This is a genomic window from uncultured Nitrospira sp. (genome assembly GCA_902500695.1).
Lineage (GTDB): Bacteria > Nitrospirota > Nitrospiria > Nitrospirales > UBA8639 > Nitrospira_E.
On the sequence record CABVRQ010000002.1, the window covers coordinates 68,910 to 81,555 of the forward strand.

The 12,646-nt window shown below is 48.3% G+C and carries 9 protein-coding genes; 6 read left to right on the plus strand and 3 right to left on the minus strand.

What is annotated here, in order from left to right; all coding sequences use genetic code 11:
• Nucleotides 1-5 precede the first annotated feature (5 nt).
• Both AAH187_RS00735 and AAH187_RS00740 read left to right on the plus strand, forming a co-directional pair.
• Nucleotides 6-1,343: a hypothetical protein gene (locus AAH187_RS00735; RefSeq protein ID WP_342346516.1), complete on the plus strand. Its 1,338-nt coding sequence runs from the start codon at nucleotides 6-8 to the stop codon at nucleotides 1,341-1,343.
• Nucleotides 1,344-1,393: 50 nt separating this feature from the next.
• Nucleotides 1,394-2,650: a multiheme c-type cytochrome gene (locus tag AAH187_RS00740; protein WP_342346517.1), complete on the plus strand. Its 1,257-nt coding sequence runs from the start codon at nucleotides 1,394-1,396 to the stop codon at nucleotides 2,648-2,650.
• 24 nt (nucleotides 2,651-2,674) lie between these two features.
• On the opposite strand, the gene ilvD is transcribed toward AAH187_RS00740, so the two are convergent.
• On the minus strand, nucleotides 2,675-4,348 hold the full coding sequence (gene ilvD, locus AAH187_RS00745) for a dihydroxy-acid dehydratase (protein ID WP_342346518.1): 1,674 nt from the start codon (nucleotides 4,346-4,348) through the stop codon (nucleotides 2,675-2,677).
• 974 nt (nucleotides 4,349-5,322) lie between these two features.
• On the opposite strand from ilvD, the gene AAH187_RS00750 reads away from it, so the two are divergent.
• Nucleotides 5,323-5,895 (plus strand): hypothetical protein, encoded by a 573-nt coding sequence (locus AAH187_RS00750; protein ID WP_342346519.1) that lies wholly within the window; start codon nucleotides 5,323-5,325, stop codon nucleotides 5,893-5,895.
• 11 nt (nucleotides 5,896-5,906) lie between these two features.
• Here AAH187_RS00750 and AAH187_RS00755 read toward each other — a convergent pair whose 3' ends face one another.
• Both AAH187_RS00755 and AAH187_RS00760 read right to left on the minus strand, forming a co-directional pair.
• Nucleotides 5,907-6,878 (minus strand): Gfo/Idh/MocA family oxidoreductase, encoded by a 972-nt coding sequence (locus tag AAH187_RS00755; protein WP_342346520.1) that lies wholly within the window; start codon nucleotides 6,876-6,878, stop codon nucleotides 5,907-5,909.
• 55 nt (nucleotides 6,879-6,933) lie between these two features.
• The gene (locus AAH187_RS00760) at nucleotides 6,934-7,629 is read right to left on the minus strand and encodes a hypothetical protein (RefSeq protein WP_342346521.1); all 696 of its coding nucleotides are present in this window, start codon (nucleotides 7,627-7,629) and stop codon (nucleotides 6,934-6,936) included.
• 436 nt (nucleotides 7,630-8,065) lie between these two features.
• Here AAH187_RS00760 and AAH187_RS00765 point away from each other — a divergent pair, with 436 nt between their 5' ends.
• From AAH187_RS00765 to AAH187_RS00775, 3 genes are all read left to right on the plus strand, one after another.
• Nucleotides 8,066-9,031, plus strand: coding sequence for a KpsF/GutQ family sugar-phosphate isomerase (locus AAH187_RS00765; protein ID WP_342346522.1), 966 nt, complete (start codon nucleotides 8,066-8,068; stop codon nucleotides 9,029-9,031).
• 230 nt (nucleotides 9,032-9,261) lie between these two features.
• Complete coding sequence (locus AAH187_RS00770) at nucleotides 9,262-10,563, plus strand: O-antigen ligase family protein (RefSeq protein WP_342346523.1); 1,302 nt, start codon at nucleotides 9,262-9,264, stop codon at nucleotides 10,561-10,563.
• 1,136 nt (nucleotides 10,564-11,699) lie between these two features.
• On the plus strand, nucleotides 11,700-12,646 hold a 947-nt coding region (locus AAH187_RS00775), incomplete at its 3' end, for a VCBS repeat-containing protein (RefSeq protein WP_342346524.1).

Genomic DNA, 12,646 nt, shown 5'->3' on the forward strand with positions numbered 1-12,646 from the left:
TTTGCATGAAAAATCTGTTTAGCAAAACTTTTTGGTTGTTGAAAATAGTACCATTACACAACCGATGGATTTTAACGGCCATTTTTGGGATTTTTTGTGTATCTGGAGTCGGGCTTGGTCAACAGCCTAGCACGGTTATTGGTGAAGGAGATGAATCCTGGATTGAGGAAATTGAGCAGGTTTTTATCCCTTCTGAGCAATGCAAACAATGTCATGACCGGCATTATGAAGAGTGGAAGGGGATGCGTGAGCAGACCATGGATTTGAAGACCTTTGGCCGGGTGGATGGAGCTCTTCTCCATGGGACAGCTCTCACTTCACCGGTGTTCAGAACCGTTTTGGGCCTGTGGCTTCACACCGATCCCGATCAGGAACAACGAACTCGCTGCCTTTCTTGTCATGCTCCAGCAGTGACCGTGTTCCCACAGCACACTGATCGGATTATTGATCAAGTGATGAAGGGAGGAAAGCGAGTCAAAATTGAAGGCATTAGCTGTAGTGCCTGTCATCTCATTACAGGGATTCAAGAAAATACCAATGGGCATCCCACTTTCAAAATAGAATCAGGGGCGATTCTTTACGGACCCTACGCCGAACCAGAAGAGAATCTTGTGCATCCCTCCGGGCAGGCGGATATTTATCGAGGAGCACATTACTGCGCATCCTGCCATTTTGATAAGGTTAAGGACGTCACTCGGCCTGATATCCCTGGGGAAATTCTGAAAGGTACGATCTGTCAGGACTGTCATATGGAGCGTTCTACGGGGAGTTCAACCTCTCAACGTGGAGCCCTCACCCGTCCAATCGGGCGGCATTGGTTCCAAGGTATTGTGATTCCTGGGATTATGCTGAGTAATAGGAATTTACAGGCCGAATGGTTCTCAAGAGTGGATATTGAGGCCAAAAAGGTCAAGGGGCAGGTTGAGGGAGAGGTCCTGCTACGGAATGGTGCCTTGCCTCATACATTTCCCGGTGGCGATCCAGTATTGAAACAATTTTATGTCACGATTACGCTCAAAAATTCAGATGGACACGTTATCGACCAATATCAGGAACGGTTTGGCCGAACATTTGATGAGCTGCTTCGCGGTCCGATACCCCGACCATTTGTTAATGGAGGCACAACCAGACATATTCCATTTACATTGAAAGTTCCTCAAGGTACAGAGGCTTCCCTGATTGAGGCCTCAGTGAGTTATTCTCTCATTCCCGAGCCATCTAAGGCTCTTGCCACGAAATTCATCGAAAGCCTGGCTACCGATAAAGAACGGGAAACGGCAGAACGCATTATTAAAGATTATTCTTCCCCACGGCTCCTCACGTTTCGCACCATGAGTTTATAGACAGTCAAAACTTGTAGATTGTTTGTTGGAAAACATAAAAGGATTGTCTGATGACCATAAGCTACAAAGAGAGAACACTCGGGGATGAAGTTCTGAGGGGGGGGGTATTGTTGTTGTTGGGATGTTTTCTGCTGGCGGTGCCTCCTCCGGCCTCTGTTGCAGGTGAATCGTCTTCAAACAAAAAACCGTTAGAAAAATCATTTCCCAATTCTGAAAAATGTAAACGCTGTCATCTTCGAGTTTTTGATGAATGGGAAGCTTCGGCTCAATCGCGTTCTATTGTGACTGCTGCTTTCCGGGTAACTTTGGACAAATTTCTCGCTTCATCCGATAAAAAAGACCACGCAATGTGTTTTCGTTGTCACGCTCCGCACATTCTTGAATATGGCGACCATCTGCCTCATTTTATTAAAGAGGTTCAATCAAAGGATCCGCGGATGGATGGAGTCGGATGTCCGCAATGCCATCTTATTCAGGATGTTGACATGAGTTCGCATCCTCCAACCCCAACATTCCAATTGGGGACGACGATTTTTGGAGGATATGATAAGGCCGCTCAGAATCTGGCGCATCAATCACAGAAGCTGGAACTCTATCGAGAGTCTAAATTCTGCGTGACCTGTCACGATTCACTTCCAAAGACCACAGGCTCTGTCAAGGACCTCCCTGGGTGGCTTGGATCTTGGGAAAAAACTAACGCTGAAACGAGTGGGAAGCCTTGTCAAACCTGTCATATGCCAGAAGCCGTTGATGAATCTGCAAATGGAGAGAAGGTCAGGAAGGTCGCTAATCACAGCTTCCCTGGTAGATTCGGAAAGGTCCGTGCGGATGCCGTTACCTTGGACTTTACGACTGAAGCCTCCGCCGACACTTCTCAAGTCCAGGTCAGTATTCAGAGCCTGGTCCCGCATAATTTGCCTTTGCCGCATCCCGGGTGGTCTCGGGTCGTCGTTGATCTTTCTATTTTTGGGAAAAATCTCAAAAAGGTTTACAACGAACAACGGTTTTATGAGCGGACGTTTGGCAATACGGAGGGAAAGGAGACAGTCTTTGATTTTGAGGCAAAAACGGTTTTACACGATACCCTTCTTAAGCCTGAAGAAATGCGGGTAGAGGTCTTTACGTTTCCCACCCCAGAGGATGCGCCTTCCATGGATGTGGTGGTGACCCTTACGTATGCCCCAGTCCACGGACCACAGGATTTTCTTGAAAAAGTGGAAGAAGAAGCGGCACTCGGGAAAAAGGACAAGGCCTTTCAATCGGTCCAAATTGCCCAAAAGAAGATGAACATTCCCCTCAAAAAGTAACCTCGGCTCTCTGGAGGAGAATCGTTAGGAAGTCACGGCTCCCAGAGATGCGGAGGAAACCATCTTGGCATATTTGGCTAGCACGCCGGTTGTATATCGTGGTGCTGGTGGATTCCATTTTGCCAGACGGGTTTGAATGTCTTGATCTGATAGTTCAACATCCAAACGTCGGGCAGTAATGTCGATATGAATCAGGTCTCCGTTTTGAATCGCCGCAATCGGTCCTCCTTTTGCGGCTTCTGGGGCGACGTGTCCAGCCATGAAGCCATAAGTGGCTCCTGAAAACCTTCCGTCCGTTAAAAGGGCGACTGATTCGCCTAATCCTGCCCCAACAATAGCACTCGTCACGCCTAACATCTCTCGCATCCCTGGTCCGCCTTGTGGCCCTTCATAGCGGATAACAACCACATCCCCTGGCACGATTTTTCCTTTTTGAACTGCCTGAAACGCATCCTCTTCGCAATCGAAGACTTTGGCGGGGCCATGGTGTGCTAATTTGGCATGACCCGCTACTTTGACGACACAGCCTTCCGGCGCAAGATTGCCTTTTAGTATCACCAATCCTCCCGTTGGTTTAATTGGATGAGAAGGGGGAAAGAGAACTTTTTGACCGGAAGTTTCCTTGGCTGAGGAAGCTTCTTCAGCTAAGGTTCGTCCGGTCACAGTCATTTGGCCTCCATGCAGATGGCCAGATTCCAAAAGCCATTTTGCCACCAATGGGGTGCCTCCTGCTTGATAGAGGTCGGCTGCCATGAACTGACCTCCTGGTTTCAAATCGGCCAGGAGTGGGACTTGGCGGTTGATGGTATCAAAATCGTCAATATTTAGTGGGAGTGACATTTCATGGGCAAGAGCTAAGAGATGGAGAACGCCATTGGTCGATCCACCGGTAGTGGCGATTGCTGCAATGGCGTTTTCCAATGCTGGGCGAGTAATAATATCCCGTGGGCGAAGATCGTTCTTCAGAAGATTGATCAGGATTTTCCCGCATTCCTTCGCTACCTGGTGCTTTCTGGGGTCGAGGGCTGGCACGCCATTGAAACCCAATGGAGAAATTCCTAAAAATTCAAACGCAATAGCCATGGTATTCGCTGTGAATTGGCCACCGCAGGCGCCAGCTCCTGGACAGGCTCGTCGTTCTAACTCAATCAGCTCCTCCGTTGTCATTTTCCCTTTGGCGTGTGATCCTACGGCCTCAAAGACATCCTGGATCGACACAGGTTTTCCATGGAATTCTCCAGGCATGATGGAGCCTCCATAGAGCATGATTGATGGGAGATTCAGACGGGCCAGGGCCATGACACATCCCGGAATGGTTTTGTCGCAACCTGATAAGGCAATGACTCCGTCAAACAGATGTCCTCGAACCACTAATTCAATGGAGTCTGCCACCACTTCCCGGCTAATCAAGGAGGCTTTCATGCCCTCGGTCCCCATGCTGATGCCGTCTGAGACCACGATCGTGTTGAATTCGATGGGGGTCCCTCCCGCCTCACGAATCCCCTGCTTCACACTCGCCGCCAGATCGCGGAGATGATAATTGCAAGGGGTAATTTCAGACCAGGTATTGGCAATCGCGATGAGGGGCCGGGTAAAGTCGTCGTCGGTCAGGCCGACCGCCCTGAGCATCGCACGAGCGGGGGCACGGTCTGGTCCCTCAGTCAGGGCCTGGCTATTTTTTTTCAAGGTTTTTGACATGAAACGGTGCTCCTTCGATCATAACCGTTGATGAATGGAATATAGGGTCAGTCCATGATTCGTTGCTTGAATGTCTCATAATGCTAGGAAAATGGTCAATGTTGGAGGGACAAAAGATTGCACGCAATTTTACCCGAGCGATCATAAATTCCATAGAAATTAGCTGGAGAAAAGAAAGGGATGGACAGGGGGAGACGTCAAACAATCTTGTCTACTGACAGGAAAGGAGGAGTTTTGCTCGTGGGATTTCTAGAAGGCGAGTTTATGAGGTGTCACTGATGTAAGGTCGCCCTGTAGCTGGAGCATCCCTCCGATTCCTGAGGATGGGGTGGTACACAATATGAACCCATATGGATTGGTAAAATGATAGGTGTATCCGACGGGAGGACTCTACAAGCTGCCCTAATCTGGGCTGCTTCAGCCAGTTTGGCAGGGGGGGAATCCATGGCGATTTGTTGGAGGTATTGTTCCAAATGTCGATCATGCCGGATTGAAACGCTGTGGGTGCAGGCTATTTCTCGATGATCGCTTCGAATTTTTCTGAAACAACAACTGCCGACTCAGCAGAAAGATAGGGCACTGGAGCGTGAGGGGAACATTCTTGCAAGAAGGTGTGATGCAGTTGTGAAAAAGGCTTTTTGCTTAATGAGGACAATAGATGCAGATCCCCGAAATGGGTATAGAGCACCAATAAGCCAGGACAATGAAGTTTGGAGGGAGGCATGAACCAAACATCGGTTTTGCAGAAACGTGGAGACGGCAAGGGAATGGTTCATAGAATCAAAGGAAAAGTGAAAGGCATGAGTTTGGTGTTCTACCAGGGTCACAATCGAAAGCCGTCGTGGATCTCCTTGACTGTATGGATAGCGGTGACTGTCTTGCTCGTGTGGGGGGCTAGTGTAAGTAGAAGTGAAGGATGCTTGGAGAATGAGTCCTTGTCAGGAGTTGATAATTCTAAGCCAATTCAGAAGGAGATGATAAACGTTTCCTTCGCCTATAAGCATTGGGTCCCTGGTCATTTATTTCGCGCTCACCGCGAGGTTGCCTCGCCCCAGCATTTGCCAGATGTTTCTTCGAAGGGAGCTGGTTCGGCCTTAGTTGGTTCGGTCATGGCCCTCATAGCCACGTTTGAAGGTGCCAATGTTCTTCCGCCGGATGGGACCTCCCAGGCCAATCAACTGATTCATGGCCTCATTCAATTGCAATCGGCCTTAGTGAAATCCCAATCTTCAGATTTGAGCGAATATTTTACAGCGGCGGTTGGGCAGCGTTTTGAAAAGGAAGGTGCAGGGCTTTTACATTCAATTTATCAGAAAGGTTTGACATCAAAAATGTTAGAGGCTCTCGTGAGCTATGACCACAAAATGCCAATGTGGGAGAGGCCAGCTCTTACTGAACTCTTTCAACGTTATAATGTTTCTCGGCAAGATTGGGAATTGATTGAGAAAATTTTCGACGAAGCCGACGGGGTCTATCGGATGAAAGGATCATCTATCCATGATGCCTATGAGCTGTGGAGATCTCAAATGCCAGGAGGCCGGTCATGAAGATCCAGGAATTAATTGAGGAAAACGGGTTTCCCGGTTTGTGCCGATCGGTAACACGCATCGGCAAGTTCGACTGCTCGTAACCCATCTTCTGCGGTAACGGGCATCGGGCCGCCGGTTCGGATCGCTCGACAAAAGTCTCGAAGCACTTCAATCAACGTTGCACTGGGAGGGCAGGGATAGTCTAGTATCTCGTTTCTTCTGGAAATTTTTCGAACGATGTTGGTCGTCCAATCGGCTAATGCTTGTCCTTCTGACCCCATAATTTCTGCGCGAGTGACTCGTCCCTGACTGACGTGTGAAATATCGAGATAACAGGGAAGTCCTCTTTTTCGGGTCACCATTTTGATAAAAGCCCGATGTTCGGGGTCTTGGGCCGCAGGTCGACTAATGTCAGCCGAGACCGAATGGACCTCATCCTGAGTGAGAACTCGGAGCAAGTCCAGCAAGTGAATCCCAAATTCCATGAGGGCCCCATAATTGCTCCCTGGCGTGTTTTTTTCAGGCGACCCTGGGCGGGATTCGAATCGCATGGTGCAAACAAGATATTGCCATTGGCCTAAGGATGAGGAGATGGCTTGCAATTGCCGGATCGCAGGCTCATACCGCAGAGTCTGGGCCGTCATTACAGGGATTTTAGCTTTGGTGGCGGCCTCAACGATTTGGCGGCCTTGGGTCTGGTTAAGGGCGAGGGGTTTTTCCAGAAGAACCGCTTTGCCAAGTTGAATGGCCTCTAAGGCAATGGGAAGATGGAGTGAAGGAGGGGTCACGATTAGAACGGCCTGAATAGCCGAATCGGCTAAGAGATCGTGATAGTTCGGGTAAAAGCGGAAGGGGTATTCTGTGGCAAGTCGAATGCCTTCTTCCATGTTTCTTCGGCTGATGGCAATCAATTCTCCTCCCGTTTCGACGGAGAGTAAATGTTGAAGGTAACGGGAGCCGTGTCGTCCTACGCCAATTAATCCTAGGGGAATGGGTTTCATGACAGCGCTGGTTCCCTCCCTTATCCCGCGTGAATGTTAAATAAATGAGGTGTCCTTATCCAATGCGTATAAAGCACACGGGATCGCCTACCAAGGCTGTTGGATACGTCTGATCTTCAACTTGGTAAGAAATGCCATGTGAGTGGCACCAGTGCTCAACCCATGGCATTTCTTCCACCGAGGTGGTGAGCAAACCTGGCATGGTTAGTTTGGCCATACAATTGGCAAATAAGCGAATTCCGGTTTCCCGTTCCTGTGAAAATGCCGATATGTCAAATGTCATAGGGTCTGCACGGCCGTATGAAAAAAGGACTGAAAGATTGGGGAATTCTTCCGGATCATTCAGAACGCTGACAATCCAAAGATGATCAACGTTGCCTGTCGCAGTCTCCGCGGACCCGCAGTAAAATGGGATTCCGCTTTCGCCTCCTGCTTGGTTAAGGATGTCCACTTCTGCCTGCCGCAGATTATAAGGGTATACCGTTCGATTTAATTCCAGCCGTTCCATGAGCAAAACGGGAATCTCCGGGACTCCCGCGCCCACATATAAACTTCGACCCATAGCTGGTAAACGGGTGCGGAGGGCTTTCGCAATTGCGGTTCCCAGTTTTTGGCAGGGGCCTCGGCGATCCTGCCAAAATGCGTCTCCACCCTCGTCGCAATAAACCGGGCCAAGCCCATCATAGTCCAGCGCCTTATACATTCTGGCAATTTCTTGAGTCGTGGCAGGTGATAATTTTGTGGGTTTCATAATCCTGTGTTGGCCTTTCCCTATGGCTCAGTTTCCTTCTTTGTACCAGGTTCGGTTAAGGAGGCAACAGTGCTTATAGGAAGGTCCAGCGTCATGATCCAACCCAGAAACGGTGAGCCCTGTCTTAACTTGACCCAAATCATGATTTTGTGTATTGATACACTTGAATAGGCATAGACGCTCATCTTGGTAAAGAAGTCTATTCCCAAAAGTGGCAAAAGTTCCTCCTATCACCGATTCCATTCCTCCTTACTGTGCGTCAATGGAAAATACCTTGGTTGGGGTTTCAGTATAGCGAAGGTCCTCCTCAGGTGCGGGACGTACCTTGCGCCTTTAAGGCAGAACCAATTAGTGCTGTTTAATTAATGATAATTTTATCTTGAAACATTTTTACCAGAATAATCTGCTTTTCTAAAGATCAAAAGATCAGATCCTTATGGATATTCTTCAGGAACTTCGTCGGGTGATCAGGCTGGAGGCTCAAGCCATTGCGCATCTTGAGGAGAGCGTAGGTCCTCCTTTCGAAGAGGCCGTAAAGCTGTTGCAAGCCTGTCAGGGAAAAGTGATTCTGACAGGGGTGGGAAAATCCGGCCTGATAGCGAACAAAATTTCGGCTACGATGGTGTCCACCGGCACACCTGCAGTGTTTTTACATGGCTCCGAGGGCCTGCATGGGGACATTGGGATTGTGGCGAAAGAAGATATGGTGATTGCAGTAGGAAAGTCAGGCGAAAGCGAAGAATTGTTGGCACTGCTTCCGTTTATTCGAAAAATGGGTGCACGAATTATTGCCATTACTGCTCAGGCAACTTCCACTCTGGCACGAGGGAGCGATCTTGTTCTTGTCACGCCCATTCAAGAGGAGGCTTGTCCGCTCAATATGGCACCCACGTGCAGTACCACTGCAGCCTTGGTCTTAGGGGATGCGCTGGCCATGGCTTTGATGAAGTTGCGAAACTTTCAGCCAGCCGACTTTGCCATGTTTCATCCTGGTGGACAATTGGGAAAACGACTGTTTTTGAACGTTGGGGATCTAATGCGAACAGGTGAAGAAAATGCGGTTATTCGTCTTTCTCACACGATTCAATTCATGTTGTGTGAAATGACGAGTAAACGTGCTGGCGCAGTATCCGTACTTGATGAGCAAGATCGTTTATTGGGATTGATCACTGACTTTGATATTCGTCGGGTGTTGGAGGAGGGGCAAAACCTTTTCGCTCTCACAATTGCAACGGTGATGAACTCAAAGCCCAGTTGGGTCTATCAGGATGAAAAAGCCGTCAAAGTTCTTCAATTTATGGAGAAACGGGAAAAGCCCATCTCTGTGTTACCCGTCCTTGATCGACAGGAAAAGGTCGTCGGTATGATTCATATTCATGATCTGATTTCCCGTGGCCTATAACAAATACTCGTGTTCCATGGGAAGAGTCTCGGATTTGATTGAAGAGAAGTCTCGTCGTCGTACACCTTGATGATTAGCATCCATATCGATTCCTTGAATTCGGGTAACTGGTTCGCCTGCGTATGGAGCAACAGAGTTTTAAGCATTTCCGCTCACCCGGGAACGGCATTGAGGATTGTGTTGAAAACGTTCCTTGTGCGAAATCTTCTTGTCTCAAATGAATTGATCCAATGACCATTCACTTGGACGTGGGTCAGGTCGGCGGCACCTCTTGTTTGAGGACTTTCTCCGGTTCTGATCTTTGGCCTGCCCTGGGGTGGGGTCTTTGTGGGGTTATTCTCTTGGGGTTTTCTCCCCGACTGTTTCATATTCAAGAATATTTATTTTTCTCTCTTCTGGGTATGGCAGTACTCCTTTGTTTATGGGAGCGAAAGCCTCTCTGGGTTCATGCCTCGCTCCTTGTCCCATTTATCTGTTTTGTGGGATGGGTTGCGCTTACGATTCCTTTTTCCATTGATCCTTGGATCAGTCTACAGGAATGGCAAAAAGTTGTGGCACAGCTTGCGGTGTTCTATGGCACCTGTTTGATTGTGCAGGAACAACGGAATGAGTATTTTCTAAGTAAGGTTCTCCCTGTTCTTCTGGTGGGGGCCATTGCCTGTTATACCTATTCCCTTCTTGATTTTTGGGATCGAGGAGGTAATCTTTTGGATCGCACGATTCGTGCGGGTTTTCCAAATGTAGGCGGCGCGGATTTTACCTGGCTGAGTACCAATGTGTTGATGGTTTTCCCCCTGTTCATCACGGGATTCTTGGCGGTGACCAGTTCATGGAAACGGGTGATCTTGGTCTGTGTCATACTTCTCTCATTCTTGGCCCTCGTGCTTTCCTATAGTCGTGGTGTCTGGTTAGCATCTCTGGCGCAAATAATTGTTGGGGGATTTCTTGTTCATAAACGTCACGCATTCCGATTGCTGGTCATAGGAATAGCTGTATTTTTTTCCCTTGGGGTCGTCCTTGGCCAATTGGGACTACATCGTGAAACCTTCAATCCCTGGACTATCAAGGCTCGGTTAGCAGTATGGAATCTTAGTGCTTCTGATGTTCTGGACCATCCTATTGTTGGAGTCGGTTATGGCGTGCCTATTTTAGAAAAACGTCATGGGCAAAATATCGTTGATTTGGAAGCTGTGAATCTCGGAATTCCCGATATTCCGGAAAAACCGCATAACTGGTATCTCATGGTGGTGACGGGGTCAGGATTACCAGGGTTGGCCCTGTTCCTTTGGTTGCTCGTCAAAGTGGGATTTGCCATCTATGAGGAATGGACAAAAGCTAGGATTTCCGCACATCGGTGGTTACAGATGGGAGTGTTTCTGACGGTTCTTGGATTTTCCATTCGTATTTTTTTTGAGGATAGCTTCGGTGGAAGCCATTCCTATTTGTTTTGGATCCTTGTTGGGACGAGTGTGGTTCTTTCGAACTCACAAGTGGATGGAAAACGCAGACTGTGTGGGCATCGTAGTGGTTAGCAGGTAAATGGATGGAGATGATTGGAATATTTCAGGGATGTTAAACCCTGAAATTTCAATACTTGCTGAAGAATCTTCTGAGGTTCCTCTTGTCTTGATGCGCTTCCAGATTTTCATTGACGGTTTCCAAATGACGGGTCTGTCCTTTTTGGGAAAGTTCCGATGGCGACATGCCACGACTCTATGTTTGGGTTGATCTGGTGATATAGTTTTCCAATAAAGGGTATATCAAAACTTTTGATATAATGCTCTTTATTTCCACCCACCACACTTTCCACTAAGGGAATTCTGTCAATTTCATAAAAAATAACCGTACGAAACAAATGCGAAGCTTTCTGTATTCTCCCTCGATCAAGGTTCTTACTCCCAGCCTAGCTTTATTCCTACCTATGGTTAAATAAACACATATGGATTGGCTTTTGTGCTGAAAAACACTTAATTAAGGAAAAAATCCGAAAAGGATTTGAAACTCCCGGAATAACCGAATAATCAACAATCCGACATGGATCATTAGGTGTTGAAAATTTCCGTCTCGTCGAAAAATTTATCCATATTAGGAATGAATAACATCAGCTGTTGGAAGATATTTTTCCTTTCTCAATGCCTGGAATGACTGGGCATCCAATTCTGTCAAAGTATTTGACTATTTCCAGAAATCAGCAGGTCTTCTAACTGCTCCATTCCGTCATTGACCTCACAAAACGCACAGAGAAAAAAGCAATGTGCAGGAATAATCGTGGTCGATCCAAGCGTGGCAGGTGTTTTGCTGTATCAAGCTGGAAGAAAGATAGGCATCGTTTTCCAACGGGTACACAGTATCGACTTATTTAAGACTGATGCTTGTTCCGGGATTATCAGGCATGAAAAACGACTCAATTTCTTCAGAGATACAAAGGAGGTGGATACAGGGAGAACGCTTGAAGGGTTCTGTGAAATCGGGTAATTTGAGGTCTTAGACCCCCAAACATTTCAATACGTTCAAGAGGGAAATCGCACTGCATCATCCGGTCATATGCATATTCTTTAGGTGTGTTCTAACAATTGTCCGGGAAGGATCTTTTGTGGAGATGTTTTGCATGGAATAGTTTCCATTAAAGATTTGGTCTAATTCCTGGGGAGAAAAGAAAGGCGGATATATGAAAAGAGATACGTGTCGGACTTCAGGGTGGGTAGCAGGCACATTAGCGACTGGTATGTTGGTTTTAGGGACGGGGTCTATGGCCGCGGCGGCGGGTTTTACCGCCTACAATGATCTCGCCTGGGGCACGGGACAGCTCGAAACGAATATCACGAAGATCACCTCTCCCAACGGGGGCTCTGGACTGCCAGCTACCGGTCTTCTAAAGGACTTTACCAGTGGCCTCGATACCGGCGTCACCCTGACTGTGACGGGGGGCTCATATGACGGCACTTCGCAGGACACTCAAGGGGCAAATCCCACTATCGGCGATGGCTTTACCATCTTTGATGGCAAGGTTAGCGGGCTTGGCGCGATTTCCTATGATGGCAATTCCCTCGTATTGACCTTTAGCGGGCTTAATCCCGCTAAGACCTATGATCTGAGCTTCTTTGCTCATCGAAACAATTACGCGTGGGATCGGGCCTCACTCGTGACCCTTTCCGGAACGGTGGGGTCGCCAATGAATACGAGTTCGGTCGCGGCGGATAATCCTGATACGGTGACCTATCCAGGTGGGGTCTTGTTTACGGGGCCGACGAGTCTCTCAACCCGGCTTCCGGCGGACAATGACAATGGCTATGTCGCGCGGTGGGGCCAGGTGAATTCGGGTAGCGATGGGATCGTGGTGTTGACCATCAGTTTTGCCGGCACTAGTGGCAATGAAGGGCTTGGTAAGTATGGCAGCGCAGTCCGGCTGACTGAGTCTTCTTCTAGTTCTGTTGGGCATGATTTGGATGGGGATGGCAAGGCCGACCTAGTCTGGCGACATACGAATGGTAGTGCTGCGGTATGGTTGTTGAATGGAAAGGAAGTGCCCTTCTCCATGGACTCACTGGGCGGTGTGTCCTCAGCCTGGCAGGTCGCAGGAGTCGGTGATACGGATGCAGATGGCAACGCGGATAT

Bases quoted from the DNA above. Each gene is read 5' to 3' on its own strand.
- AAH187_RS00760 (WP_342346521.1), bottom strand. From the start codon at position 7,629: ATGAAACCCACAAAATTATCACCTGCCACGACTCAAGAAATTGCCAGA.
- AAH187_RS00740 (WP_342346517.1), top strand. From the start codon at position 1,394: ATGACCATAAGCTACAAAGAGAGAACACTCGGGGATGAAGTTCTGAGG.
- ilvD (WP_342346518.1), bottom strand. From the start codon at position 4,348: ATGTCAAAAACCTTGAAAAAAAATAGCCAGGCCCTGACTGAGGGACCA.
- AAH187_RS00750 (WP_342346519.1), top strand. From the start codon at position 5,323: ATGATAAACGTTTCCTTCGCCTATAAGCATTGGGTCCCTGGTCATTTA.
- AAH187_RS00755 (WP_342346520.1), bottom strand. From the start codon at position 6,878: ATGAAACCCATTCCCCTAGGATTAATTGGCGTAGGACGACACGGCTCC.
- AAH187_RS00765 (WP_342346522.1), top strand. From the start codon at position 8,066: ATGGATATTCTTCAGGAACTTCGTCGGGTGATCAGGCTGGAGGCTCAA.
- AAH187_RS00735 (WP_342346516.1), top strand. From the start codon at position 6: ATGAAAAATCTGTTTAGCAAAACTTTTTGGTTGTTGAAAATAGTACCA.
- AAH187_RS00770 (WP_342346523.1), top strand. From the start codon at position 9,262: ATGACCATTCACTTGGACGTGGGTCAGGTCGGCGGCACCTCTTGTTTG.